Source organism: Arthrobacter sp. SDR-2R (assembly GCF_057747955.1).
The window spans coordinates 1,021,371-1,041,377 of the sequence record NZ_CM173231.1 but is presented as its reverse complement, the minus strand read 5'-3'; the positions used below and the strand labels follow the sequence as shown (position 1 = coordinate 1,041,377).

The 20,007-nt window shown below is 66.2% G+C and carries 21 protein-coding genes; 11 read left to right on the top strand and 10 right to left on the bottom strand.

Annotated features, from left to right (window positions below):
* Nucleotides 1–19 precede the first annotated feature (19 nt).
* Nucleotides 20–937, bottom strand: a complete 918-nt coding sequence (locus AC3ANU_RS04795) for an SMP-30/gluconolactonase/LRE family protein (RefSeq protein ID WP_488315553.1) — start codon at nt 935–937, stop codon at nt 20–22.
* A gap of 156 nt (nt 938–1,093) precedes the next feature.
* Here AC3ANU_RS04795 and AC3ANU_RS04790 point away from each other — a divergent pair, with 156 nt between their 5' ends.
* Entirely contained in the window at nt 1,094–1,444 is a 351-nt protein-coding gene (locus tag AC3ANU_RS04790) for a hypothetical protein (RefSeq protein ID WP_018770711.1), read from the top strand.
* 80 nt (nt 1,445–1,524) lie between these two features.
* Here the strand turns inward: AC3ANU_RS04790 and AC3ANU_RS04785 are convergent, their stop codons facing one another.
* Together AC3ANU_RS04785 and AC3ANU_RS04780 are read right to left on the bottom strand one after the other, a co-directional pair.
* Complete coding sequence (locus tag AC3ANU_RS04785; protein ID WP_478222841.1) at nt 1,525–2,457, bottom strand: threonine/serine dehydratase; 933 nt, start codon at nt 2,455–2,457, stop codon at nt 1,525–1,527.
* A gap of 2 nt (nt 2,458–2,459) precedes the next feature.
* Entirely contained in the window at nt 2,460–2,735 is a 276-nt protein-coding gene (locus AC3ANU_RS04780; protein ID WP_488315552.1) for a hypothetical protein, read from the bottom strand.
* Between the two features lie 116 nt (nt 2,736–2,851).
* On the opposite strand from AC3ANU_RS04780, the gene AC3ANU_RS04775 reads away from it, so the two are divergent.
* From AC3ANU_RS04775 to AC3ANU_RS04765, 3 genes are all read left to right on the top strand, one after another.
* Nucleotides 2,852–4,234, top strand: coding sequence for an SLC13 family permease (locus AC3ANU_RS04775; RefSeq protein ID WP_478222840.1), 1,383 nt, complete (start codon nt 2,852–2,854; stop codon nt 4,232–4,234).
* Nucleotides 4,235–4,397: 163 nt separating this feature from the next.
* The gene (locus AC3ANU_RS04770; RefSeq protein ID WP_488315551.1) at nt 4,398–5,093 is read left to right on the top strand and encodes a dTMP kinase; all 696 of its coding nucleotides are present in this window, start codon (nt 4,398–4,400) and stop codon (nt 5,091–5,093) included.
* A complete protein-coding gene (locus AC3ANU_RS04765; protein ID WP_488315550.1) occupies nt 5,090–6,577 on the top strand; it encodes a cation:dicarboxylate symporter family transporter in 1,488 nt (495 codons plus the stop codon). The genes AC3ANU_RS04770 and AC3ANU_RS04765 overlap by 4 nt, the downstream gene beginning before the upstream one ends.
* A gap of 84 nt (nt 6,578–6,661) precedes the next feature.
* On the opposite strand, the gene AC3ANU_RS04760 is transcribed toward AC3ANU_RS04765, so the two are convergent.
* Nucleotides 6,662–7,540 (bottom strand): hypothetical protein, encoded by an 879-nt coding sequence (locus tag AC3ANU_RS04760; RefSeq protein ID WP_488315549.1) that lies wholly within the window; start codon nt 7,538–7,540, stop codon nt 6,662–6,664.
* 127 nt (nt 7,541–7,667) lie between these two features.
* Complete coding sequence (locus AC3ANU_RS04755; protein WP_488315548.1) at nt 7,668–8,549, bottom strand: IclR family transcriptional regulator; 882 nt, start codon at nt 8,547–8,549, stop codon at nt 7,668–7,670.
* A 59-nt stretch (nt 8,550–8,608) separates the two neighbouring features.
* Here AC3ANU_RS04755 and AC3ANU_RS04750 point away from each other — a divergent pair, with 59 nt between their 5' ends.
* The gene (locus tag AC3ANU_RS04750) at nt 8,609–10,003 is read left to right on the top strand and encodes an MFS transporter (protein WP_478222837.1); all 1,395 of its coding nucleotides are present in this window, start codon (nt 8,609–8,611) and stop codon (nt 10,001–10,003) included.
* A gap of 111 nt (nt 10,004–10,114) precedes the next feature.
* Nucleotides 10,115–10,867 carry a GntR family transcriptional regulator gene (locus AC3ANU_RS04745; protein ID WP_478222836.1) on the top strand — a complete coding sequence of 251 codons (753 nt, stop codon included), beginning with the start codon at nt 10,115–10,117 and terminating at the stop codon, nt 10,865–10,867.
* Nucleotides 10,868–10,877: 10 nt separating this feature from the next.
* Here AC3ANU_RS04745 and AC3ANU_RS04740 read toward each other — a convergent pair whose 3' ends face one another.
* Together AC3ANU_RS04740 and AC3ANU_RS04735 are read right to left on the bottom strand one after the other, a co-directional pair.
* On the bottom strand, nt 10,878–11,336 hold the full coding sequence (locus AC3ANU_RS04740) for a PTS sugar transporter subunit IIA (protein WP_018770721.1): 459 nt from the start codon (nt 11,334–11,336) through the stop codon (nt 10,878–10,880).
* On the bottom strand, nt 11,336–11,566 hold the full coding sequence (locus tag AC3ANU_RS04735) for a PTS sugar transporter subunit IIB (protein WP_018770722.1): 231 nt from the start codon (nt 11,564–11,566) through the stop codon (nt 11,336–11,338). Before AC3ANU_RS04735 ends, AC3ANU_RS04740 begins: the two co-directional genes overlap by 1 nt.
* 231 nt (nt 11,567–11,797) lie before the next feature.
* Here AC3ANU_RS04735 and AC3ANU_RS04730 point away from each other — a divergent pair, with 231 nt between their 5' ends.
* The 5 genes from AC3ANU_RS04730 to AC3ANU_RS04710 all read left to right on the top strand — a co-directional run bounded on the left by AC3ANU_RS04730 (nt 11,798) and on the right by AC3ANU_RS04710 (nt 17,428).
* Nucleotides 11,798–13,048, top strand: a complete 1,251-nt coding sequence (locus AC3ANU_RS04730; protein WP_018770723.1) for a PTS transporter subunit EIIC — start codon at nt 11,798–11,800, stop codon at nt 13,046–13,048.
* A gap of 55 nt (nt 13,049–13,103) precedes the next feature.
* Nucleotides 13,104–13,883, top strand: a complete 780-nt coding sequence (nagB, locus tag AC3ANU_RS04725) for a glucosamine-6-phosphate deaminase (protein ID WP_268002043.1) — start codon at nt 13,104–13,106, stop codon at nt 13,881–13,883.
* Nucleotides 13,868–14,671 carry a copper homeostasis protein CutC gene (locus AC3ANU_RS04720; RefSeq protein ID WP_488315547.1) on the top strand — a complete coding sequence of 268 codons (804 nt, stop codon included), beginning with the start codon at nt 13,868–13,870 and terminating at the stop codon, nt 14,669–14,671. The genes nagB and AC3ANU_RS04720 overlap by 16 nt, the downstream gene beginning before the upstream one ends.
* 3 nt (nt 14,672–14,674) lie before the next feature.
* Complete coding sequence (locus AC3ANU_RS04715; protein WP_488315546.1) at nt 14,675–15,874, top strand: N-acetylglucosamine-6-phosphate deacetylase; 1,200 nt, start codon at nt 14,675–14,677, stop codon at nt 15,872–15,874.
* 81 nt (nt 15,875–15,955) lie between these two features.
* Nucleotides 15,956–17,428 (top strand): HNH endonuclease signature motif containing protein, encoded by a 1,473-nt coding sequence (locus AC3ANU_RS04710; protein ID WP_488315545.1) that lies wholly within the window; start codon nt 15,956–15,958, stop codon nt 17,426–17,428.
* Nucleotides 17,429–17,514: 86 nt separating this feature from the next.
* Here AC3ANU_RS04710 and AC3ANU_RS04705 read toward each other — a convergent pair whose 3' ends face one another.
* From AC3ANU_RS04705 to AC3ANU_RS04695, 3 genes are all read right to left on the bottom strand, one after another.
* On the bottom strand, nt 17,515–18,348 hold the full coding sequence (locus AC3ANU_RS04705; protein ID WP_018771738.1) for an MBL fold metallo-hydrolase: 834 nt from the start codon (nt 18,346–18,348) through the stop codon (nt 17,515–17,517).
* A gap of 3 nt (nt 18,349–18,351) precedes the next feature.
* The gene (locus AC3ANU_RS04700; RefSeq protein ID WP_488315544.1) at nt 18,352–18,987 is read right to left on the bottom strand and encodes a GyrI-like domain-containing protein; all 636 of its coding nucleotides are present in this window, start codon (nt 18,985–18,987) and stop codon (nt 18,352–18,354) included.
* Nucleotides 18,988–19,075: 88 nt separating this feature from the next.
* Entirely contained in the window at nt 19,076–19,954 is an 879-nt protein-coding gene (locus tag AC3ANU_RS04695; RefSeq protein WP_134165102.1) for a Rieske (2Fe-2S) protein, read from the bottom strand.
* Nucleotides 19,955–20,007 lie beyond the last annotated feature (53 nt).

The following is a 20,007-nucleotide window of genomic DNA, read 5'->3' as shown; positions in this document are numbered from 1 at the left end:
CTGCCAGCCAGTTCTGTGTTTAACGGTTCCAGGCCGGTACCAGCACCACTTCGAACGGGCTGGGCGGCTGGTTGAACTGGGCGTTGACCGCGGCGAGCGTATTCCCGAACAAGGCGACCGTTGTAGGCACATTGAAGTCGCTGCTCTTGATCGTGTCCCGTACCTCGCCGGAAGCCAGGTCGCCGGAGAGGTCGATGCGCGCTATCTGGTTCAGCTGGTTCTGGACGGCCCAAAGGTTGTCGCCGCGCACCAGGATGCCGTCAACATAAGGAACTTTGACGCCCTTGATCGCAGCGCTATCCCCGGTCCTGGGGTCCACCGTGTAGAGGGCTCCGTTGAGGGAGTGGGCCACGATGAGCATTTTGCCGTCCCGCACGGCCGCAATGCCGTTGAGGTTGAACCCCTGTTTGACGTCCGCCGCCGGGCCACTGAGCTTGAGGGTCTTCACTTTGCCCAGTTCCCCGTCCCCGCCGACCGGCAGGAAGTAGAGCTCCGCGGCGGCTGAGTTGGTGAACCAGGCCCCGTCACTGGTGAGGGTGACGTCGTTGATGAATCCCTGGGCCAGGCGGATATCGGCAACCGGCTTGCCCGTGTCGGTGTTGTAGACGAATGCCTTGCCGGTGTTGGCTCCCGCCACAAACAGCAGGTGGTGGCAGGGATCGGCCTTCATCCCGGCGGCGGCGCGGCCGGCCGGTGCATCGATGAAGCGGGTTGCCGTGCCCTTGCGGATGTCGCCGCGGAAAATATCGCCCGTGGTGAGTTCCCCTGCATAGAAAGTCCTGCCCTCCCCTGCCGCGATGCCTTCGGCGGAGGTGGCGCCGTCGAGCACTATCTCCCCGGACGGTGGAGCAGCCGACGCCGGAAGGGCAGTGGGAAGAAGCAATGAAAAAGAGGCCACGAGCCCTGCGGCGGCACCGTGGCGTACTGGATGGCGCATGCTGGTTCCTTAGTCTGGGTCGATGCGCGCGGGGCCCATCTGCGGAAGCTCCGCACGATTGGTGCTGCCAGTTTAAGCGCATGTATTGGGCTTGCGAAGGCATCGGCCTACCCAATCTGCTTACAATCGAAACCTCTGACCACTACTGAGGGACCCATGAAGAAATTCGCCACAGCCCTGTTTGCCGCCGGCCTCGTTGCCTCCGCCACGGCCTGCTCCGCCACGCACCAACTGTCCACCGCTGAAACCTGCGAGCGGATCCAGGCCGTTGTGTCGAACCCCGCCAACAACGCCGGCAAGACGGGGATGAACAACCTCGCCAACCAGATCCGACCCATCCACGCCGTTGCTTCGGACGATCTCAAGCCCGCCCTGGCCTCGATCCTGGCGTACACGGACGAGCAGGCCAAGGAAAACCCGGACAAGGACAAGCTGGCCGATCTGCAGTCGGGCTACCAGGAAGCCGGCAGCACCTACAGCAAGTTCTGCGGCCAGGCCGGCGGCTAGACAATCTTCTGAAGGGACCGGCCGCCTGCGGGACAGGCGGCCGGTCCTTTCTCTGTCTCCGGCCTATCTCTGTCTCCGGCCTAGAGCGTGGCCGGATCCGTGTTGGCGCCGCAAAGGATGACGGCAACGCGTTCGTCCTTTCCGGGCACGTAGGCGCCGGAGGCGAGCGCGGCGTAGGCGGCTGCGGCACCGTGCTCCACCACGATCCGGTAGTCGTTCCACAGCGCGGAGCGGGCGGCGATGATCTGTTCATCGGAGACCAGGACGCTCCCGACGCCGCAGCGGACCGCGACGGAGAAGCCGATGTCACCAACGCTACGGGCACCCAGGGAGTCCGCGGCGACGCCCGATACCGGGACGTCCACCGGTTCCCCTGCCGCCAGGGCGGCGTGGAGGGTGGGCGCAGTTTCCGGTTCCACAGCCACCACTTTGGCAAAGCCTTCGACGGCGGCGGCTACTCCCGCCATCAGGCCGCCACCGCCCACGGCCACCAGGACGGTGTCCACGTCCGGCACCTGTTCCAGCAATTCGGAGCCCACCGTCCCGGCGCCGGCGGCAATTTCCGGCTGGTCGTAGGCATGGCAGTAGATGGCGCCGGTCTTCTCTGCGTGCGCAATGGCGGCCTGGTAGGCGGCCGCGTACTCTGAACCGCCCTGGACCACGGTGGCACCGATGGCCCTGAGCTTGCCGACTTTGACGGCCGGTGCCGCTTCAGGAACGAAGACCGTTGCAGGCACCCCGAGCTGGGCCGCCGCATAGGCGTTGGCCAGGCCCGCGTTCCCGCCGGATGCAACAACCACCCCCACGTCCGCCTGCAGTTCACCCCGTTCCTTGCTGGCCAGGATCCGGTTCAGCGCGCCCCGGGCCTTGAACGTGCCCGTGTGCTGCATGAACTCGCATTTGAACCAGACCGGGCCGGCGGCGGTGCCCGCATCCGCCTGCAGGACGGGGGTCCTGCGGACAAGGCCCGCTGTCCGCTGCGCGGCCTGGTCGATGTCAGCGCGGGTGATCATTGTCAGACTTCGTCATCCCAGGTGCCCGGCTCCGCCAGCGCCTCTTCGGGCTTCTGTTCCGGGTCGGCCTCTTCGCCGCCCACATACGATGCCGGGACCGTTCCGGCAGCATGGCCCTGCTGTTCCTCGCGGATGTTGGATGCTCCCGGCTGTTCCAGGTGCTGGCCGGACTGCGGGGCCTTGGTGACGTTGTCCTTGGTTTCGTCCTTGGCCCCGTCCGGGTCGCCCGGCCCGCGGAGGTCTGCGGTGTTCTGGGGATCGTCGCTGGAAACGGTCATGGTCCTGCCTTTCACCTGGGAACTGCTGTACCGGCCGGGGAACCCCCGACCGGCTTCCAGCCTACGGTCTGGAGGTAGTCGCCGGCCCGTTCCCGCGCGATTTCCAGCAGTGTTGAGTGGAAGGCAACCTCCGCCGTCGTATCCTGCTGTGGGTGGTGGCCGGCCTGGCCATCCTGGGCGTGATTGCCCTCGTTGCCGGCGGCATGTTCAACCAGGCGGCCGCCACGGACCCGGAGCCGACCATGACCGCTGTCCAGATCATCCCGCTGGTGATCCTCGTGGTGATGTTCGTCGTGGCCACCAAATGGCCGCTGAACATCGGGGTGATGGGACTAGTCGCGTCATTCGGCGTCGGCTATTTCATGCTCGGGATGTCTGACAAGCAGATCCTCGAGGAGTTCCCGGCCACCATCGTCCTCACCATCATCGGCGTCACCTACTTCTTCAGCATGGCCCAGCGCAACGGCACCGTCGAGATCATCGTCAAGGGATGTGTGCGGATTGTCCGCGGCAAGACGATGCTGCTGCCGTGGGTGTTCTTCCTGGTCGCCGCCGCGCTGACCTCGCTCGGAACGTTCTCCCCGGCCGCCATCGCGCTGCTGGCACCGGCCGCGATCGGGTTCGCTTACGAATCGCGCATCCACCCCGTGGTCATGGGCGCCTTCATCATCAACGGCGCACACGCCGGCGGATTCTCCCCGCTGTCAGTGGCCGGCGTGCTGGTCCACAACATCGCACTGAAGAACGACTTCCCGATTTCCCAGGGCGGCCTGTTCATTGCCAGCTTCGCCCTGAACCTCATCCTCTCGGTGCTGACCATCGTCCTGTTCGCCCTGATCGGCAAACTGCGCGACGGTGCCAGCGGGCTGCACGTGGACATCGACACTTCCTCCGCCGGACGCCCGCACGGCCAGCAGATTCTGACGCTGGCGCTGATCGCGGCAATGCTGGTGTGCACCCTCGGCTTCCACATGCCCATCGGCTTCGTGGCCCTCTCCGCCGGCCTCCTGCTCGCGTTCATCAACATCAAGGAACACAAGACCTTCATCGGCGGCATCTCCTGGTCCACCGTCCTGCTGGTGGCAGGCATGATCACGTACGTATCCCTGCTGGCGCACGTGGGCGTCATCGACACGCTTGCCGAGCACGCCCTGGCCCTGGGGGCTCCGCTGCTGATCGCCCTGGTCCTCTGCTACGTGATCGGTGTCGGCTCGGCCTTCGCGTCCTCCACCGCCCTGCTGACCGCTTTCATCCCGCTGGCCGGCCCACTCCTGGCCACCAGCTCGCTCAGCGCCTCCGGAACCGTGGCCGCGCTGGCCATCGCAGCCACCGTCGTCGACGTATCCCCCTTCTCCACGGACGGAGCACTCGTAGTGGCCAACGCCCGCGACGACGACCGGCAGCGCGTCTACAAGCAGCTGATGTTCTACGCAGGCGGCGTGGTGCTGGTGGCACCGGCACTGGCGTGGGCCCTGCTGGTACCCACCGGCATCATGTAGGTCCTTTTCCACCATCAGGCGGCCCGTCAGCATCTAGCGGCCCGCTTTGCTGTTCACTTCCTTGACCTGCCGCCCCGGACTCTGTCCCCCAGCTGTGAATTGCAGCTCACCCGGGACGTTGCGCCCTCCCCCGGCGTTGAACAAGGCGGCGGGAGGAGGCCGGATGATCATTGTGCTGACGGGTATCGACGGATCAGGGAAGTCGACGGCGGCCCGCGCCTTGGCGTCGTCGGTGCGGGCGGAGGGCGGCCGTGCGCTGCTCCTGAGCAACCACGCGGGCCGGCGGGTCATGTCCCTGCTGTCCGCCAGGCTGGGAGTGCGCCTGCCCGCCAAACTGGCCGACGCCGTCGAAACCGCCCTCCGGGTGGGCAACGTACTGGTATCGCACCTGCGCGCCAGCCGGTTCGACGGCCTGGTAATCATGGACCGGCACCTCCACTGCCAGCTGGCACTGCGGACCGCCAACGGATTGCCACGCGGCCGGTTCCTTCCGTGGCTGCTGGCCCGCCTGCCGGAACCGGACGCCATCTTCCATCTGGACATCGACCCCGTCGAGGCGCACCACCGCATCATTGTCCGGGGCACTGACTCAGAGAGCCTTGATGACCTCGCCGCATTCCAGTCGGGATACCGGGACCTGCCGGAGTACGCGCGCTTCGTGAAGCTGGACGCCTCCGTCCCCGCACAGCAGTTGATGGCCGAGTTGCGCTCACGACTCGACGGGGCGCAGTCACAAACACTATTTAACATTCCACATAGCGGAATCTGGTTTTCCTCTTGCGGAATTAGTGTGACGAGGATTACGTTGGAAACGGCCCCGAAAACGGGCTGTTCCCGATTGATAGGCAAAGGTCAATGAAGATCCCAAACCCTGAGGCACTGAAGGCGAGTTCGGTGCCCGCGAAGAGGAAGCCGCTGTACAAGTCGCTCTTCTTCCAGATTCTGATCGCCGTCGTGGCAGGTGTCCTCATCGGGCATTTCTGGCCGGACCTTGGATCACAACTGAGGCCGCTCGGAGATGGCTTCATCAAACTCATCAAAATGATCATCGCGCCGCTGATCTTCCTGGTGATCGTTACCGGAATTTCAGCCGTAGGCGACGTCAAGGCGGTCGGAAGGGTTGGGGTAAAGGCCCTGCTCTACTTCACGGGAGCAACCCTGTTCGCCCTGGTCTTCGGACTCATTGTGGGAAACATCGTCCAGCCCGGAGCCGGCCTGAACATCGACCCGTCGACGCTCTCCCAGGCAGACCTGGACGCAAAGACCGGGTCCGCGGCACCCAAGGATGCAGCGTCCTTCATTCTGGACATCATCCCGGCCAGCGTCATCGGCGCATTTGCCAGCAACAGCCTCCTGCAAGTGCTCTTCTTCTCAGTGTTTTTTGGTGCTGCCATCGTAGTGATCGGGCGTGAAAAGTGCCTGCCGGTCATCAACGTCATGGAAACCATCCTGGAACTGATCTTCAAGATCATGGCATGGATCATGAAGGTCGCCCCACTGGGCGCCTTCGGCGCCATGGCATTCATCATCGGCCAGTACGGGCTGGATACCCTGAGCACCTACGCGGTCCTGATCGCAGCCTGCTACGGCGCCGCTTTGGTCTTCATCGGCCTGCTGTTCGTCGTGGCCTGGGGGTTTGCCCGGGTGCCGCTCTGGCAGTTCCTGAAGTACACGCGGGAGGAGTTCCTCCTGGCCCTGGGCACCGCATCAACCGAAGCGGTGATGCCCAGGATCATGACCAAACTGACCAACGCGGGCTGTTCCCGTGCCACCACCGGCCTTGTGGTGCCCACCGGTTACTCCTTCAACCTCGATGGCGCCGCGATCTACCTTTCGATCTCCCTGCTGTTCCTGGCCCAGGCCTTCGGCCACCACCTTGACCTTGGCCAACAGCTGGCCGCCCTTGGCGTACTGCTGCTGACATCCAAGGGCATGGCGGGGGTTCCCGGCTCCTCATTCCTCGCGCTTTCCGCCACTGCTGCAGCACTGGGTATCTTCCCGGTGGCCGGCGTGGCACTGCTCCTTGGCGCAGACCGGCTCATGGACTCAATGCGCGTCGTAGTCAACCTGCTGGGCAACTGTGTTGCCACCTTCGTTGTCTCGAAGTGGGAAGGCCAGTTTGACCACAGCGTCATGCTGCGCGCCTTCAAGGGTGAGATCACCAACCACGACTCTGCGATCCTGCTGGGCAAGGAAGAGGATTTTGAGGGGCAGGAGCTGCAGCGGCTTACAGCGGGACAGGACCCATCACCGAAGTTCCGGGGCGCACCAACACGGGAGGTCGTCTCCGAGTTGCCGGAAAACACAAGCGCCAGCGTCGGCTTGAGCGGCAAAGCCAAGTAGGGCGCCGGGCAACGAGAGAACGGGGCGGGCCAGGACAATAATTGTCCTGGCCCGCCCCGTTTCAATATTGCGGAGTTGGTGCCGCTACCGCGACGCCGTTGGGGAGGCCGACGACGAGGAACCGCTGCCCGAGGTCATCGTCGCCGACGAGGTGGACGAGGCAGTGGACGACGCCGAGCTGCCCGGCGATGACGTGCCGGAAGAACCGGACGAGCTGGTGGAGGTGGGGCTGGACATTGCGCCGCCTTCGGCCTTCTTCAACACGTCGTTAATGAGCTCCTCAAGCTCCTTCTGGTCCTTGTCGCCCAGATCGGTGCCGCCCTTGGTGGCAACCACCAACAGGCGCCCCTGGGCAGCGGAAACCTGCATCAGCTTCTGCTGGTTGTCGCCGCTGCGGGTGCTGACGGTTGCGAAGGTCTCATCAGCGTCAGTGTCCGCCTTCAGCTCCTGGCTGGAAACGTCGTACTTCTGGCCAAGGGCGGAGACCGAGAATTTGGCGCACTGGTTCATCTTGCCGCTGATGTCACTCAGTGTCTTGACGGCGTCGGGGCCCTGGCTGCCGGACTGTGCTGACAGCGTGCGCGGCTGGTTGCCCTCGGAAAGCGCCACGGCTACGTCGCCGCTTTCCACCTTGTCCAGCAAGCCGGCGGTGGCGATGTCCTTGCAGTCCTTGGGGTCAATGGTTGCCGTGCTCATGAGCAGGTTGGCAATGTTTCCGCCCTGGTCAACCTGCTCCTTGGAGTAGAGCTTGAGTTCGTTGCCGTCAGCGTCCTTCATGCCCGAAATGAGGTCGCGGAGCTCGTCCTCCGAGTACACCTTGGCGTTGGCGGTTTGGCTGGCAGAGGCGGATGCCGACGTCGTTGCCGTGCCTGACGGGCTGGCAGTTCCGCCGCCTCCTCCCGAACAGCCGGCCAAGGCCAGCATCGCCGCAGTTACCACTCCAAGCGCAGAAACTTTTCGCATCAGGGTTAACCTCCGAAATAGACAGCATGCTTAGTAGTTTCAAGCGTAAAGGGTGAAAGGCGGGACGCAAATAACGGAACGGTCTCAAAACCGGCGGGACTGGCGAGCGCCGGGAGGACGCCAAGTGTCAGGCCGGGGGGTGGCCCGGCTCCTGGAGCTGCGGGTGCCGCCATGCTCCGCTGGCCTTCGCCTGGTGGCCGAGGCTTCGCGAGATGGCCCGCGCGGCGGCCCTGACCAGCGGCACCAGCTCATGCGCCGGCGTCTGGGCATCCGGGACCACAATGGACAATGCAGCCACTACATCGCCGGCAGCCCCATGAATGGGTGCGGCGAGGGAGACAGTGCGGGAGGGGTGGTCCCGCCGAACCACTGCGACCCCGGATTGCCTTACGTTTGCCAGGACACCGCGAAGCCGGGCCACCGGGAGACTCCCGGCATCCGAAACACTGCCCGGCACCCCTGGGGGCGCCGGCTGCGAAAGCAGTTCCTGCAGCAGCTCCGGAGCGGCGTGGGCCAGCAGGACCTGCCCGACGGCGGTGGTCCCCAGCGGCATGCGTCCGCCAACCCGGTAGGCCACCTCCGTCGCGGTCCGGGAAGAGAGCCGATCGATCAGGACTGCGTCCGTGCCTTCGCGGACGGCAAGCAGCACGTGATGCCGGGTGACCTCGTACAGATCCTCAAGGTAAGGCAGGGCGATTTGCCGCACCCCGTGGCCCCGCGGCGAGAGCGAGGCAATTTCCCAGAGGCGCACACCCACCACGTAGCGGCCGTCCTCGAGGCGTTCCAGCGCGCCCCACTCCGTCAGGTGCCGCACCAGCCGCAGGGCCGTGGCAGGGGCAAGTCCGGCCTGGCGGGACAGTTCGGACAGATTCAGGGCACGGCGCTGTTCCGTAAACTGGGCAAGCAGGCTCAGAGCCCGCACCAGTACGGGCGTGCCCGGAAGACCGGCGGCGGCCTCTGTGGGCACGGCGGCTGCCGTCCTGCCCGCTCCCGCCATCTCCGCCTCCATCCGTTGCGTCCTTCAAGCCTGGGCTGTGTGGGCCCCGCCACAAAGTGGCTTTTCACCCAGTGAAAAGACCGTTCGCAGGGCTGCTGCAGCAGGCCAAGCTGATGGACGTCCCGCAGGCATACAGCCAGCGTCCCTTGACCCGATTGGAATCAATGATGAACTCCAATGCCCCCAGCAAATCCCTGGCCGGTATCTTCGTGCTGTGCTGGCTTGGCCTGCTCGCCGACGGCTACGACCTCTACGTCTACGGCGCCACCCTCCCCGCCCTTATCGGGCAGCCGCCCTTCAATGTCACGCCCGCCGCGGCAGGCGCGGTGGGCTCGTTGGCGCTGGTGGGGATGCTGCTCGGTTCACTCATCGTGGGTACGCTCACGGACCGGCTTGGCCGCCGCCGGATCTTTGTGTCCGCCCTGGCGTTGTTCTCGCTGGCCATACTCGCCTGCGCCATGGCACCCAGCTGGGAGCTCTTCGCAGCGTTCCGCTTCATCGCCTGCTTCGGCGTGGGCGGCCTGCTGCCGACGGCGGTAGCTCTCACCAATGAATTCGCTCCGCCCGGGAAGAAGTCACTGGTCCTCGGTGCGGTGCTGACCGGGCCGGCAACGGGTACTGTTGCCGCTTCGCTGACGTCCCTCGCTGTCCTGGAGTCCAGTGGTTTCCGCCCGGTGTACGCGATCGGTGCCGCAGGGCTGCTGATCGTTCCCTTCGCCTGGTTCCTGCTGCCGGAGTCACCGTCGTTCCTGCGGACCCGGTCCCGCACCGCAGAGGCCGACAGCATCGAGGCCGCCTACGGGCTGCCCCGCACCACGGAAGTCCCGGCCACAGCCGTGCGGGTCTCTCCCACGCGCGCCCTATTCGCCAACGGCACCGGCAAGACCACAGTCCTGCTGTGGGGCATCACTCTCCTGAGCCTGCTGACCATCTTTGGCGTCAGCACGTGGCTGCCGCAGATCATGCGCACTGCCGGGTTCGGCGTCGGATCCTCTGTGTCATTCCTACTGGCCTACTCGGTGGGTGCCGTGGTCGGCACCGTCCTCGCATCTGTGGCCAGCCAGAAGTTCGGGCCCGGGCCGCTGGTGGTGGTGGGGTTCGCCGGTGCAGCGGCAGCCCTGCTCCTGATGTCCGCCAACCCGCCGGCCGCGCTCATGACGGTGCTCGCCGCCGTCGCAGGTTTCGGCGGCCTGGGCACGCAGAACATGATCAACGACTACATCGCCCAGTTCTACCCTGCCGCCACCCGCGCCACCGGCCTTGGCTGGGCACTTGCTGTGGGACGCATCGGAGCCATCGCGGGCCCAACCTACGGCGCACTGCTGGTGGGCTTAGGCGGCGGCGTCCCCGTAGCCGCCATTGCCTTCGCGGCGCCCGCCCTGCTGGGTGCGGTGCTCATGCTCGCACTGCGCACCAGGGCAGTGCGGCAGCCTGCCGCGCCCCGCGATGCGGAACTGGTGCGCTAACGCCCGGCCCGGCAACAAAGGTGGCCGGGCGGCCCCCCGCGGCCCGCGCCTGTGGAATAATCCAAGCAGGTGGTCCGGACCGGACTTATCCAGCAGCAGGAGGGGCCTCAATTGTCCGCCACATCAAGGAGCACCGCCGGAGCGGCGGCCAAGGCCATCAATAACACCCAGGTCCCCAAGCACGAGCAGCTGCGGTTGATCATACTCAAGCTCGCCAAAGAGGAACTGGAGCCCGGCGCCCGGCTTCCCAGCGAGCGGACGCTCATGGACTCCTACGGTGTCAGCCGCATTACAGTCCGCGCCGCCATCGGCCGCCTGGTCAACGAGGGGCACCTGGTCCGGGTTCCGGCGAAGGGTACCTTCGTGGCGGATTCCCCAGTGCAGTCAACACTCCACCTGGCCTCGTTCACGCAGGAAATGGAGGCGATGGGACACGTGCCCAGTACGGTGGTGCTGGTGGCCGAAGCGGGCGCTGCCCCCACGGATACGGCAGAGGCGCTCAGCCTGCCGCCGGGCTCCGAGGCCATCCACTTGAAGCGCCTCCGCCTGGCAGACGGCCGGCCGGTCAGCGTGGATGACGCCTGGTACAACCCCGAACATGCCCGCGGCCTTCTGGACATCGACCTGACCGGCTCGGTTTACAAAGCCCTCGCCGCGCAGTTCGGGCACCAGATCGACAGGGCACGGCAGAGCGTGCGGTCCGAGGGCGCCCCCGCGGATGTGGGGGCGCTCCTCGGAACCGGCACGGGGGCGCCGGTGCTGGCCTTCGACCGGGTGTCCTATTCAGGCCCCCTTGCCATCGAACATTCACGTTCGTGGTACCGCTCCGACCGCTACTCGCTGAACATGGAAGTCCGGCTCTAGAAGCAAATCCCTAGTCCAGCGAGAACAGCTCCTGGCCGGCGGTGACGGTGCCGGCTCCAGTAAGCGTTGCCACGTCCGGCTTGGTATCGAGGACGACGACGGGACTCACCATCGAGTAACCTGCCGCAAGGGCGGCGGTGGGATCGACACGCATGACGGCAGCGCCGGCGTCGACAGTGTCGCCTTGGGCAATCAGAAGCTTAAAGCCTTCGCCTTTGAGCTTGACCGTATCGATGCCCACATGGGTGAGGACGCCGCGCCCCGAGGACTCAACCACAACAAAGGCGTGCGGCAGCAGCTTGACCACCTTTCCCGCCACGGGGGACACGACGTCGAACATCTCGCCCGCCGGCGGTTCCACTGCGGCGCCGGAACCCACCATCTGGCCGGCGAACACAGGGTCCGGGACTTCGGCAAGGCGAATTACCGTACCCGCGATGGGTGCCAGCACCACCAGGGACTGACCCACTAGAGGAGGTCCTCGATGTCTTCGGCCAGGTTGTCGGCCTCCGGGCCAACAATGACCTGGACAGCCGTGCCGGAGGTCAGCACGCCGTGGGCTCCGGCGGCCTTCAAGGAGGCCTCGTTCACGAGGGAACCATCTTTAACCTCCGTGCGAAGGCGGGTAATGCAGGCTTCAATCTCCACGATGTTGCCGGCGCCGCCCAGTCCTTCAATGATCTTTTCTGCTTTGGACATGGTTGCCCTTTCTGATGGTGCCCGCTGGGAGCACTGCTTCCTCACCGGGGCCGGCGGCCCAAGTGCGACCAATTATGGCTTCCACCACCGGCCTTTTGAATGGCCCGGCGGGATTTCCCATTGCCTTGACAGGTACTCGTGGGATGAATCACACTGAACTGGTCATAACCAGACAGTACCGGCTGGAACCCCTCCTTTACAAGCCCCACCCGAACCCGCAGAGGTGCAACCATGTCAACATCCGAGACCGCCGCCTTGGCTCCCGAAAAGAAGCCAAACAAGGCGTTTGCCACACTGCAGCGCCTTGGCCGCACCCTGATGCTGCCCATCGCCGTTCTTCCCGCCGCAGGCATCCTGCTGCGCATTGGCCAGGCCGACCTGCTTGGCGCCATTCCTGGATTCGAAGGCGGCGCCGCCGTCATCTCCGCAGCCGGCAATGCGGTCTTCACCTGGCTGCCGCTCATTTTTGCGGTGGGCATTGCCATCGGCTGGGCCAAGAAGGCCGATGGTTCCACTGCTTTGGCCGCCGTCGTTGGCTACATGGTGATCGACGGCGTCTTCAAGGCCATGTCCCCGCTGGTCCTGGCAGGACAGGTTGACCCGGCCGGCAAGCAGGCGATGATCAATTACGGCGTCCTGGCCGGCATTGTGGTGGGCCTGCTTTCCGCATCGCTGTGGCAGCGCTTCTACCGCACAAAACTGCCGGACTTCCTTGGATTCTTCAGCGGCCGCCGCCTGGTGCCCATCCTGACCTCCGTTTCCAGCCTGGTAGCCGGCGTCGTCCTTGCCTTGGCCTACCCGCTCTTCAACGCCGGCCTTTCCGCGGTGGGCCAGGCCGTGGCCAGCAATGCTGTTGCCGGCGGCGGCATCTACGGCTTCGCCAACCGCATGTTGATCCCCGCGGGACTGCACCACATCCTGAACTCCGGCGTCTGGTTCCTCATCGGCGACTACACCGACGCCTCGGGCCACCTGGTCCGCGGTGACCTCAACCGCTTCTTCGCCGGAGACCCCAGCGCAGGCATCTTCATGACCGGCTTCTTCCCCATCATGATGTTCGGCCTGCCTGCAGCAGCGCTTGCCATCTGGCGCCACGCCAAGCCCTCGCAGAAGAAGATCGTCGGCGGCATCATGCTCTCCACCGCACTGACCGCCTTCTTCACCGGCATCACCGAACCGCTTGAGTACTCCTTCATGTTCGTGGCCTTCCCGCTCTACATCGTCCACGCCGTCCTGACCGGAACGTCCATGGCCCTGGTCAACGCGCTGGGAATCCATCACGGGTTCACATTCTCTGCAGGCCTGATCGACTTTGTCCTCAACTTCGGCAAATCACAGAACGGCTGGCTGCTCATCCCCATAGGACTTGGCTACGCGGCGATCTACTACTTCCTCTTCTCCTTCGTCATCAAGCGCTGGAATCTGCGCACCCCCGGCCGCGAGGACGACGAAGTCACCGTGGAGACCGACGCCGCCAAGTAGCGCCACCTATTTCATCCCCATCTCCCGCAACTGCAACCGGAAGCACCCAGAGCGCATGGAAATCATCATCCTTCCCACCCCTGACGACGTGGCCCGCACGGCCGCTGATGCCATCGAGGACCAGGTCCGCCGCGGCCCGTCCGTCCTGGGATTGGCCACCGGGTCCACCCCGCTGGGCACCTACCAGGAACTTATCGAACGGCACCGCAGCGGCGGCCTGAGCTTCGCGCAGGCCCAGGCGTTCCTGCTGGACGAGTACGTGGGACTGCCTGCCGGGCATCCGCAGTCATACCACTCGGTCATCCGGGAAGAATTCACGACCAGCGTGGACTTCGGCGACGGCGCGGTCCACGGACTGGACGGCATGGCCCGGGATCCGCAGGCGGAGGCCGCCGCTTACGAGGCCCGGATCGCCGCCGCGGGCGGCGTGGATATCCAGATTCTGGGCATCGGGACGGATGGCCATGTGGGCTTCAATGAACCTATGTCCTCGCTGGCCTCCCGTACGCGGATCAAGACGCTCACCCGGCAGACGCGCCTGGACAACGCCCGCTTCTTTGATGCACCGGAGGAGGTGCCGGACCATGTGCTGACCCAGGGCCTGGGAACCATCCGTGAGGCCCGGCACCTGCTGCTGCTGGCCATGGGGGAGGCCAAGGCAGAGGCTGTGGCTGCCGCCGTCGAAGGTCCCGTAGCGGCCATCTGCCCGGCGTCGGCCCTCCAGCTGCACCCGCACGTCTCGGTACTGGTGGACGAGGCCGCAGCCTCCCGGCTCGCCCACCGCGAGTATTACCAGGACACCTTCGGCCGGAAGCCGGCATGGCAGGGACTCTGAGCCGCGGGCTGGTGTCCGTGGAATGCACCGCGCCGCAGTTTGAGCTGGCCGTGGAGAATGCCGACGGCGTCCGGCTGGCCGCCGCCGTGGGCGCGGCCCGGGTTGAACTGTGCGCCGCCCTGGCGGAGACAGAGGGCGTCACGCCAAGCATCGGCACCATCGGGCAGGCGTGCGGCCTGGGCCTTCCCGTCCATGTCCTGGTGCGTCCGCGGCCGGGCAACTTCACCTATTCGCCCGGCGAGCTTGATGTCATTGAGCGCGATGCCGCTGCGGCTTTGGGTGCCGGAGCCGCGGGCGTGGTGGTTGGTGTCCTGGCATCCGACGGCGGCCCGGATGTCCAGGCAATCCGGCACATTGTGGCAGCAGCGCGGGCCGTGAGGCCGGATGCCGAAGTCACGTTCCACCGCGCGTTCGACGCAGCCCTGGCCGCCGGCCTGGACCCTGCCGGGGCGCTCTCCCGGCTGGAGCACGCAGGGGTGGACCGGGTCCTCACCAGTGGTGGGGCCCCCGACTGCGCCGCGGGGCTGGAGATGCTGCGCAGGATTGTGCGGCAGGGACGCCGGAGTGCTCCCTCGGTCCAGATCATGGCCGGTGGGGGTGTCACCCTGGCGCTGGTACCGTCGCTCCTTGAAGCGGGAGTCCATGCCGTGCACACGTCGGCGCGGCCCCGGCAAGGGGGCGGGGCGGGCGGGGACCGCGCCGGCGCCGCGGACCACGGACTGGCCGCCCGCATGGCTGCCGCCGTGGCGGCCGTGCCGCTGCCCCAACCGACGAACGAAGGACGGTAAACGATGGGCAAGGAACTGTTTCTTCGCGGCCGCATCGTCACCGCCTCGCTGGATATTGCGGACGGGGTGGTGGCGGCCGACGGCGGCCTGGTCACTTTCGCGGGCCCGGCGCAGGACTTCCCCGGGGTACTTCCGCCGGACGCACCCGGCGGACGCATCCTGGTGCCCGGACTGGTGGACGTGCACTGCCATGGCGCCTACGGTTCGGATTTCTCGGAGGGCGATCCCGACGGCGCCGAGCGGGCGGCACGCTACCTGCACAGCCGCGGGACCACCACGCTGCTGGCCAGCCTGGTTACCGGAGAGCCCGGGGACCTGGTCCGGAACCTGGAGATACTGCGGGAGCTGGCAGGCCTGGGGCTGATTGCCGGATCGCACCTGGAAGGTCCGTTCCTCTCAGGCCAGCAGTGTGGCGCGCACGATCCCGTCCTGCTCCTGGAACCGGATCCTGAGGTGGTGGCCCGCATGCTGGCCGCGGCAGGGCCAACCCTGGCCTCCATGACCTTGGCGGCCGAGCTGCCCGGCGCCTCCGAACTCGCCGCCCAGCTTGCGGCCCGCGGCATCATCCCATCCCTGGGCCACACCGCCGCGGACCATGCGACGGCGGCAGCCTTCCTGGCGCGCGCGGCCGCGGCTTTGGACTCGGCCGGCAATTCCACCGGCAGGAACCGCCCAACGGTAACCCACCTGTTCAATGCCATGCCTCCGCTTCACCACCGCTCCCCCGGGCCAGTATCGGCGAGCCTCAGCGCAGCCAAGGCCGGGCAGGCTGTGGTGGAGCTGATTGCCGATGGCGTGCATCTGGCACCGGAAACCGTGAAGTTGGTGTTTGACCTTGTGGGGCCGCACAACATCACGCTGGTGACCGATTCGATGGCCGCCACCGGGCTGGAGGACGGACAGTACAGGCTGGGGTCCCTCTCCGTCACAGTTGCCGGCGGCGTAGCCCGGGTTGACGCCACTGGCGCCATTGCCGGCGGCACCAGCACGTTGCTGGACGTCATCCGCTCCTGCGTTGCTGCCGGAGTTCCGTTGCGGGATGCCGTCACCTCCGCGTCGGCAGTCCCGGCATCGTTGCTGGGTCTCTCGGCGCATGCGGGCGACCTGCGCGCCGGAATGCAGGCCGACGTCGTCGTTCTTGACCAGGACCTGAACCTGAAGGCAGTGCTGCGAAGCGGCGAATGGGTCACCGCACCCGGCTGAGCTGCATTGCGGCGATGGGCGTCTGCTGCCGTGGCCTACCCACGACCTATTATTGTCAGTGCCTCGTAGGACGATGTTTTTATGGAAATCAGTACTGACCTGGCGGCGGTGATGGAGGGCGTTCGTGCCTCAGTTGCTGCGTTGGATGTACTGGTTCTGGAAGACGCTTCCCTCGACTCAGCTGGTTTGGGGGCCGTCGCAGGTGCCGCTGTTGATGTGTTGCAGCGGCGGTACGAGTTGTGTCTGGAGCGGTTGGCGGCCGTGTGGCGGTTGGAGGCTCAGCTCGCGGCGGTCAAGGCGCGCGATGCGGCGGAGTGCGTCGGTTTCCAGCAGGCACTGCTTGCCCCTGACGCCCCGGTGGATGAGCGCATGTTTTCGGAGATGTCCGCGGTGGAGGAGATCGCCGGAGTCCTGACAGTGAGTTCTGGGGCGGCGGGTGCTTTGGTGGAGCAGTCCCGGCGGATGTGTTCATTGCCGCGGGTGATGGGTGCATTGTCGTCTGGGTCGGTGTCGTGGCAGCATGCCAGGATTGTCGCCGATGAAACCGAAGGCCTCACCCCCGACGGGGCTGCTGCCTTGGTGGCGCACTTCTTCGACCCCGACGCCCCCAACCCCGCCCGCGGCGCCGCGCCCGGCGAACTCGTCCCCGCCCGGTTCCGCGCCAAGGTCCGCGCCTGGCGGGAACGCCACCACCCCGAAACCCTCGAAAAACGCCACGCCAAAGGCGTCGCGGACCGGCGGATGGAATACACCCCGGACCGCGACGGCATGGCCTGGCTCTCGCTCTACCTCCCCGGTGACACCGCCTGCGCCATCTGGAACCGCACCACCGCCACCGCCCGCGGCCTCCAAGGCCCTAACGAGCCCCGCACCCTCACCCAACTCCGCCCCGACATCGCAGCAGCACTCCTCCTCGGCACCGGAAACGCCACGGCCACGGGTGATCCTGCGGGAACAACTACCGGGAGTAGCGGTGGTGTTGGAAAGGTTCCCACCCCGCGGGCCGATGTCCTGGTCACCGTGCCGGTCTTCGCCCTGCTCGGCCTCACCGATGAGCCGGCCGTGCTGGACGGCCTTGGCCAGATCCCGGCGTCGATGGCGCGGAGGCTTGTCGCGGACGGGGCGGAGTCGTTCTACCGCGTCCTGGTCGACCCCCGCGACGGGGCACCCCTGGAGATCGGACGCACCCGCTACCGGCTCCCCGAAACCATCAAACAATGGATCCGCATGCGGGACGGAAAATGCACCTTCCCCGGCTGCACCAACCACACCCCCGACAACCACACCGACCACCTCACCGCCTGGGAACACGGCGGCAGAACAGCCGTCCGGAACCTGGCGCAGCTTTGCCCCAAACATCACCGTTTGAAGCACGCCCGCGCCTGGACCCCCGACCCCGCCACCAACAACGGACCACCCGGCTGGACCTCACCCACAGGCCGCCACTACAACCCCGAACACCAAGACCCCCAACCAACCCACTGGCCGCCAGGCACCCTCCCGGGGCAACGAAGCCTCCTAGAGGAAGCGCTCCTGGAGCGCCTCGCCGTCTAAGACTGGCCACGTAGGTTGAGACTGACCGTCAGGCTGCGGCGGAGCAGCGGTTACGCATGCCTGGTTTACTGCCGACGCCCATGTGGCTATGCAGCCTCGGGCGCTCCCCCAAGGCGGCGACGAAGTGGAATCCGCAAGGCACGCTCCCTGGCGGCCAGGGCCCGGAGCCGGGGCACCACCCCCATGGCCAGGGGCGGTCCGTGCCCGGGTGCCAGCAACCGTGGGCCCAGCTCCGCCAGGCGCCTGGCTGATTCCATGGCCAGCTTCCAGTTCCACGTGGTGTACCAGGGAGGCCCGGACAGATCCTGTCTTCCCGGCAGGAGCCCGCGAATCGAGTTCAAGTTGACCGTCACAACAGCATCACCAGTGATCAGGACACCGTCGCGGGATCGCCAGTAGGCCACGTGTCCGGCGGTGTGGCCGGGCGTTGGGACGGCGACCCACTCGGGTAGACCTGGCATTTTTCCGTCCCGGGGCAGGCTCTGCACCACGTCGGTGATGTCGCCTGCGGCTTCAACCCGCCGGCGTGCACGGGCCGGCAGGGACCACAGGAACGGGGCGATGAGCCACCGGTCCAACGGCATGGAGAACTCAGGGATGTACCGCCCGGCAGCCATGGGCAATTCAGCCTGGTGGACGAACACCGGGATGTCCCACCGCCGTGCCAGGGCCCCGGCAGCGCCCGAGTGGTCGGGATGGATGTGCGTCAGGAAGATGGCTGCGGGCGCAGTCCCGGATCCGAGCATGTCTTCCACAGCCTTGCGGACCGGCTCCGCACTGGCCGCCCATCCGCAGTCAACCATCACCCACGCGGAACCTGACCTCACAAGGTAGAGATTTGAGGCCATGGGCCCTGAACCGGTGGTCATGAGGACCACTCCGGAGGCAATCTCCCGTGGTTCTGAAATCCGCACCATCATGAATCACACCACTGGGTGGCGAAGCAAAGTGCGCAGCTTTTCCGGTGCGCTGCGTCGCGGATCGCCGAGGTAGATCTCATGGTGCCGCCCCCGGACCTTCAATCCGGCGGCCGTGATGGCCGCGTCCAGAAGGGCGATGGTCTGGCCTTCATCCGCGTAGGGACCGATATGGAGCGCCTGCGCGCAGCGGCCCTCTTCCCAACGCTCGAAGCGGACCAACTCCAAACCGGGAAGCCCTTTGGGACGGGATTCTTCCACGGCCCGCTCAAGAAGGGCTTCATCGATCGGTTCAGGCTGCACCATCATGGCCTGCCAGCGCCATGACTCCCGGGCAAAGCCCCCGAGTCCCGTGAAGCCTGCGCTCACGGCTTCCGGCGGCTCCGTGTGGTCCGGGTCCTCGAACCACCACAAGGCTTCGAGGGGCATCACTTTTGTCACCTCACCGGACTGCTTCTTAAGACCAAAGTGTGCCGCGTAGCTGACGGTAAACAACGCCTGCACCGCCCCGGCGAATGCTGGCCCATCAGGGTCCCCTTGACCCTGGACGACAGCGAAGAGCAGCGGAGGAACGTCCACGAAGTCGACAGTTCCTTTGCGGGTTTTGTAGAGAGACGCAATGTCCTGCCGGAGGTCACTCACCGTACACGCAGCCAACCCATGGAGCCAGTTTTCCCCGGCGTGACAGCAGCCAGTAGGGCCGAATGTCCTTACTACCCGTCCGCCCGCACTACCCGTCGGCCCCGGGCAGGCACACTTCCACGGTGTCCCCGGTGACGCGCGTTTCGAAGACCGGCTGCCTGGACGTGGCGGGACCGGCCTTCACTTCACCCGTGCGCAGTGCGAACGTGCTCCGGTGCCAGGGGCAGACCACGCATGCGTCCCCGCCGACGTCCTTGATCTTGCCTTCGTGAAGCGGTCCGGAAAGGTGGCTGCAGACATCGGACAGCACATTGATGGTGGTGCCCTCGCGGTGGACCAGCAGCGGAATACCGGCCACGACGCGCTTATGGAGGCCGCCCTCCGGCAGTTCGGCCAGCGGGGACAGCGGATGCCAGCCGGAGGGAAAGCGGTGCGGAATCTCCTCGCTGTGGTTGACCCCTGCGGCTTGGCGGTAGGTCAGGTGCCCGCCAAGGAACCCGCCGGCGCCCACGGTGGCGAGCCCCAGGTACGCAAGCACCTTGCCGCCGCCCTGGCCGCCCCTGGCCCGCTGGACGAGTGATGCAATGTAGAGGCCGGTTGCCGTGACGTTGGCCGCCGCGTGCACCAGGCCCACCCGCTGCTGCTGCGGGTGCAGCTGCGACCAGTCCATGAGCCCGGCCAGCGCGGACGGAAGCACGCTTGCGGTGCCCACACCGATCAACAACCTGGCAGCTTTTTCGCCACCGGGAACGGCATCAAGCACGCCCGCCGAGACCCAGGCGCCAATCGGCACCTGGACAGCGAGGGGGTGGACCGGGTGGCCGATGGGGACGCCGTGCAGGATGTCCCGGGCCCACTGGGGCTTGATGACTTTCTTGACGGCTTTCCGGACAGTCCTGGCCAACGGGTCAAGCCATTCGGCATCTTCGAAACGGGTGACAAGCTCAAGTGCGGGCAACGGTTTCATGTGTCCTCCCTTACCCCAATCGCCGCAATCCACTCATCACAGAACACCCTGTC

What these genes read in the sequence shown, in the direction of transcription:
- AC3ANU_RS04795 (WP_488315553.1), bottom strand. Translation starts at nt 937, where the DNA reads ATGCGCCATCCAGTACGCCACGGTGCCGCCGCAGGGCTCGTGGCCTCT.
- AC3ANU_RS04790 (WP_018770711.1), top strand. Translation starts at nt 1,094, where the DNA reads ATGAAGAAATTCGCCACAGCCCTGTTTGCCGCCGGCCTCGTTGCCTCC.
- AC3ANU_RS04785 (WP_478222841.1), bottom strand. Translation starts at nt 2,457, where the DNA reads ATGATCACCCGCGCTGACATCGACCAGGCCGCGCAGCGGACAGCGGGC.
- AC3ANU_RS04780 (WP_488315552.1), bottom strand. Translation starts at nt 2,735, where the DNA reads ATGACCGTTTCCAGCGACGATCCCCAGAACACCGCAGACCTCCGCGGG.
- AC3ANU_RS04770 (WP_488315551.1), top strand. Translation starts at nt 4,398, where the DNA reads ATGATCATTGTGCTGACGGGTATCGACGGATCAGGGAAGTCGACGGCG.
- AC3ANU_RS04765 (WP_488315550.1), top strand. Translation starts at nt 5,090, where the DNA reads ATGAAGATCCCAAACCCTGAGGCACTGAAGGCGAGTTCGGTGCCCGCG.
- AC3ANU_RS04760 (WP_488315549.1), bottom strand. Translation starts at nt 7,540, where the DNA reads ATGCGAAAAGTTTCTGCGCTTGGAGTGGTAACTGCGGCGATGCTGGCC.
- AC3ANU_RS04755 (WP_488315548.1), bottom strand. Translation starts at nt 8,549, where the DNA reads ATGGAGGCGGAGATGGCGGGAGCGGGCAGGACGGCAGCCGCCGTGCCC.
- AC3ANU_RS04735 (WP_018770722.1), bottom strand. Translation starts at nt 11,566, where the DNA reads ATGTCCAAAGCAGAAAAGATCATTGAAGGACTGGGCGGCGCCGGCAAC.
- AC3ANU_RS04730 (WP_018770723.1), top strand. Translation starts at nt 11,798, where the DNA reads ATGTCAACATCCGAGACCGCCGCCTTGGCTCCCGAAAAGAAGCCAAAC.
- nagB (WP_268002043.1), top strand. Translation starts at nt 13,104, where the DNA reads ATGGAAATCATCATCCTTCCCACCCCTGACGACGTGGCCCGCACGGCC.
- AC3ANU_RS04720 (WP_488315547.1), top strand. Translation starts at nt 13,868, where the DNA reads ATGGCAGGGACTCTGAGCCGCGGGCTGGTGTCCGTGGAATGCACCGCG.
- AC3ANU_RS04715 (WP_488315546.1), top strand. Translation starts at nt 14,675, where the DNA reads ATGGGCAAGGAACTGTTTCTTCGCGGCCGCATCGTCACCGCCTCGCTG.
- AC3ANU_RS04710 (WP_488315545.1), top strand. Translation starts at nt 15,956, where the DNA reads ATGGAAATCAGTACTGACCTGGCGGCGGTGATGGAGGGCGTTCGTGCC.
- AC3ANU_RS04705 (WP_018771738.1), bottom strand. Translation starts at nt 18,348, where the DNA reads ATGATGGTGCGGATTTCAGAACCACGGGAGATTGCCTCCGGAGTGGTC.
- AC3ANU_RS04695 (WP_134165102.1), bottom strand. Translation starts at nt 19,954, where the DNA reads ATGAAACCGTTGCCCGCACTTGAGCTTGTCACCCGTTTCGAAGATGCC.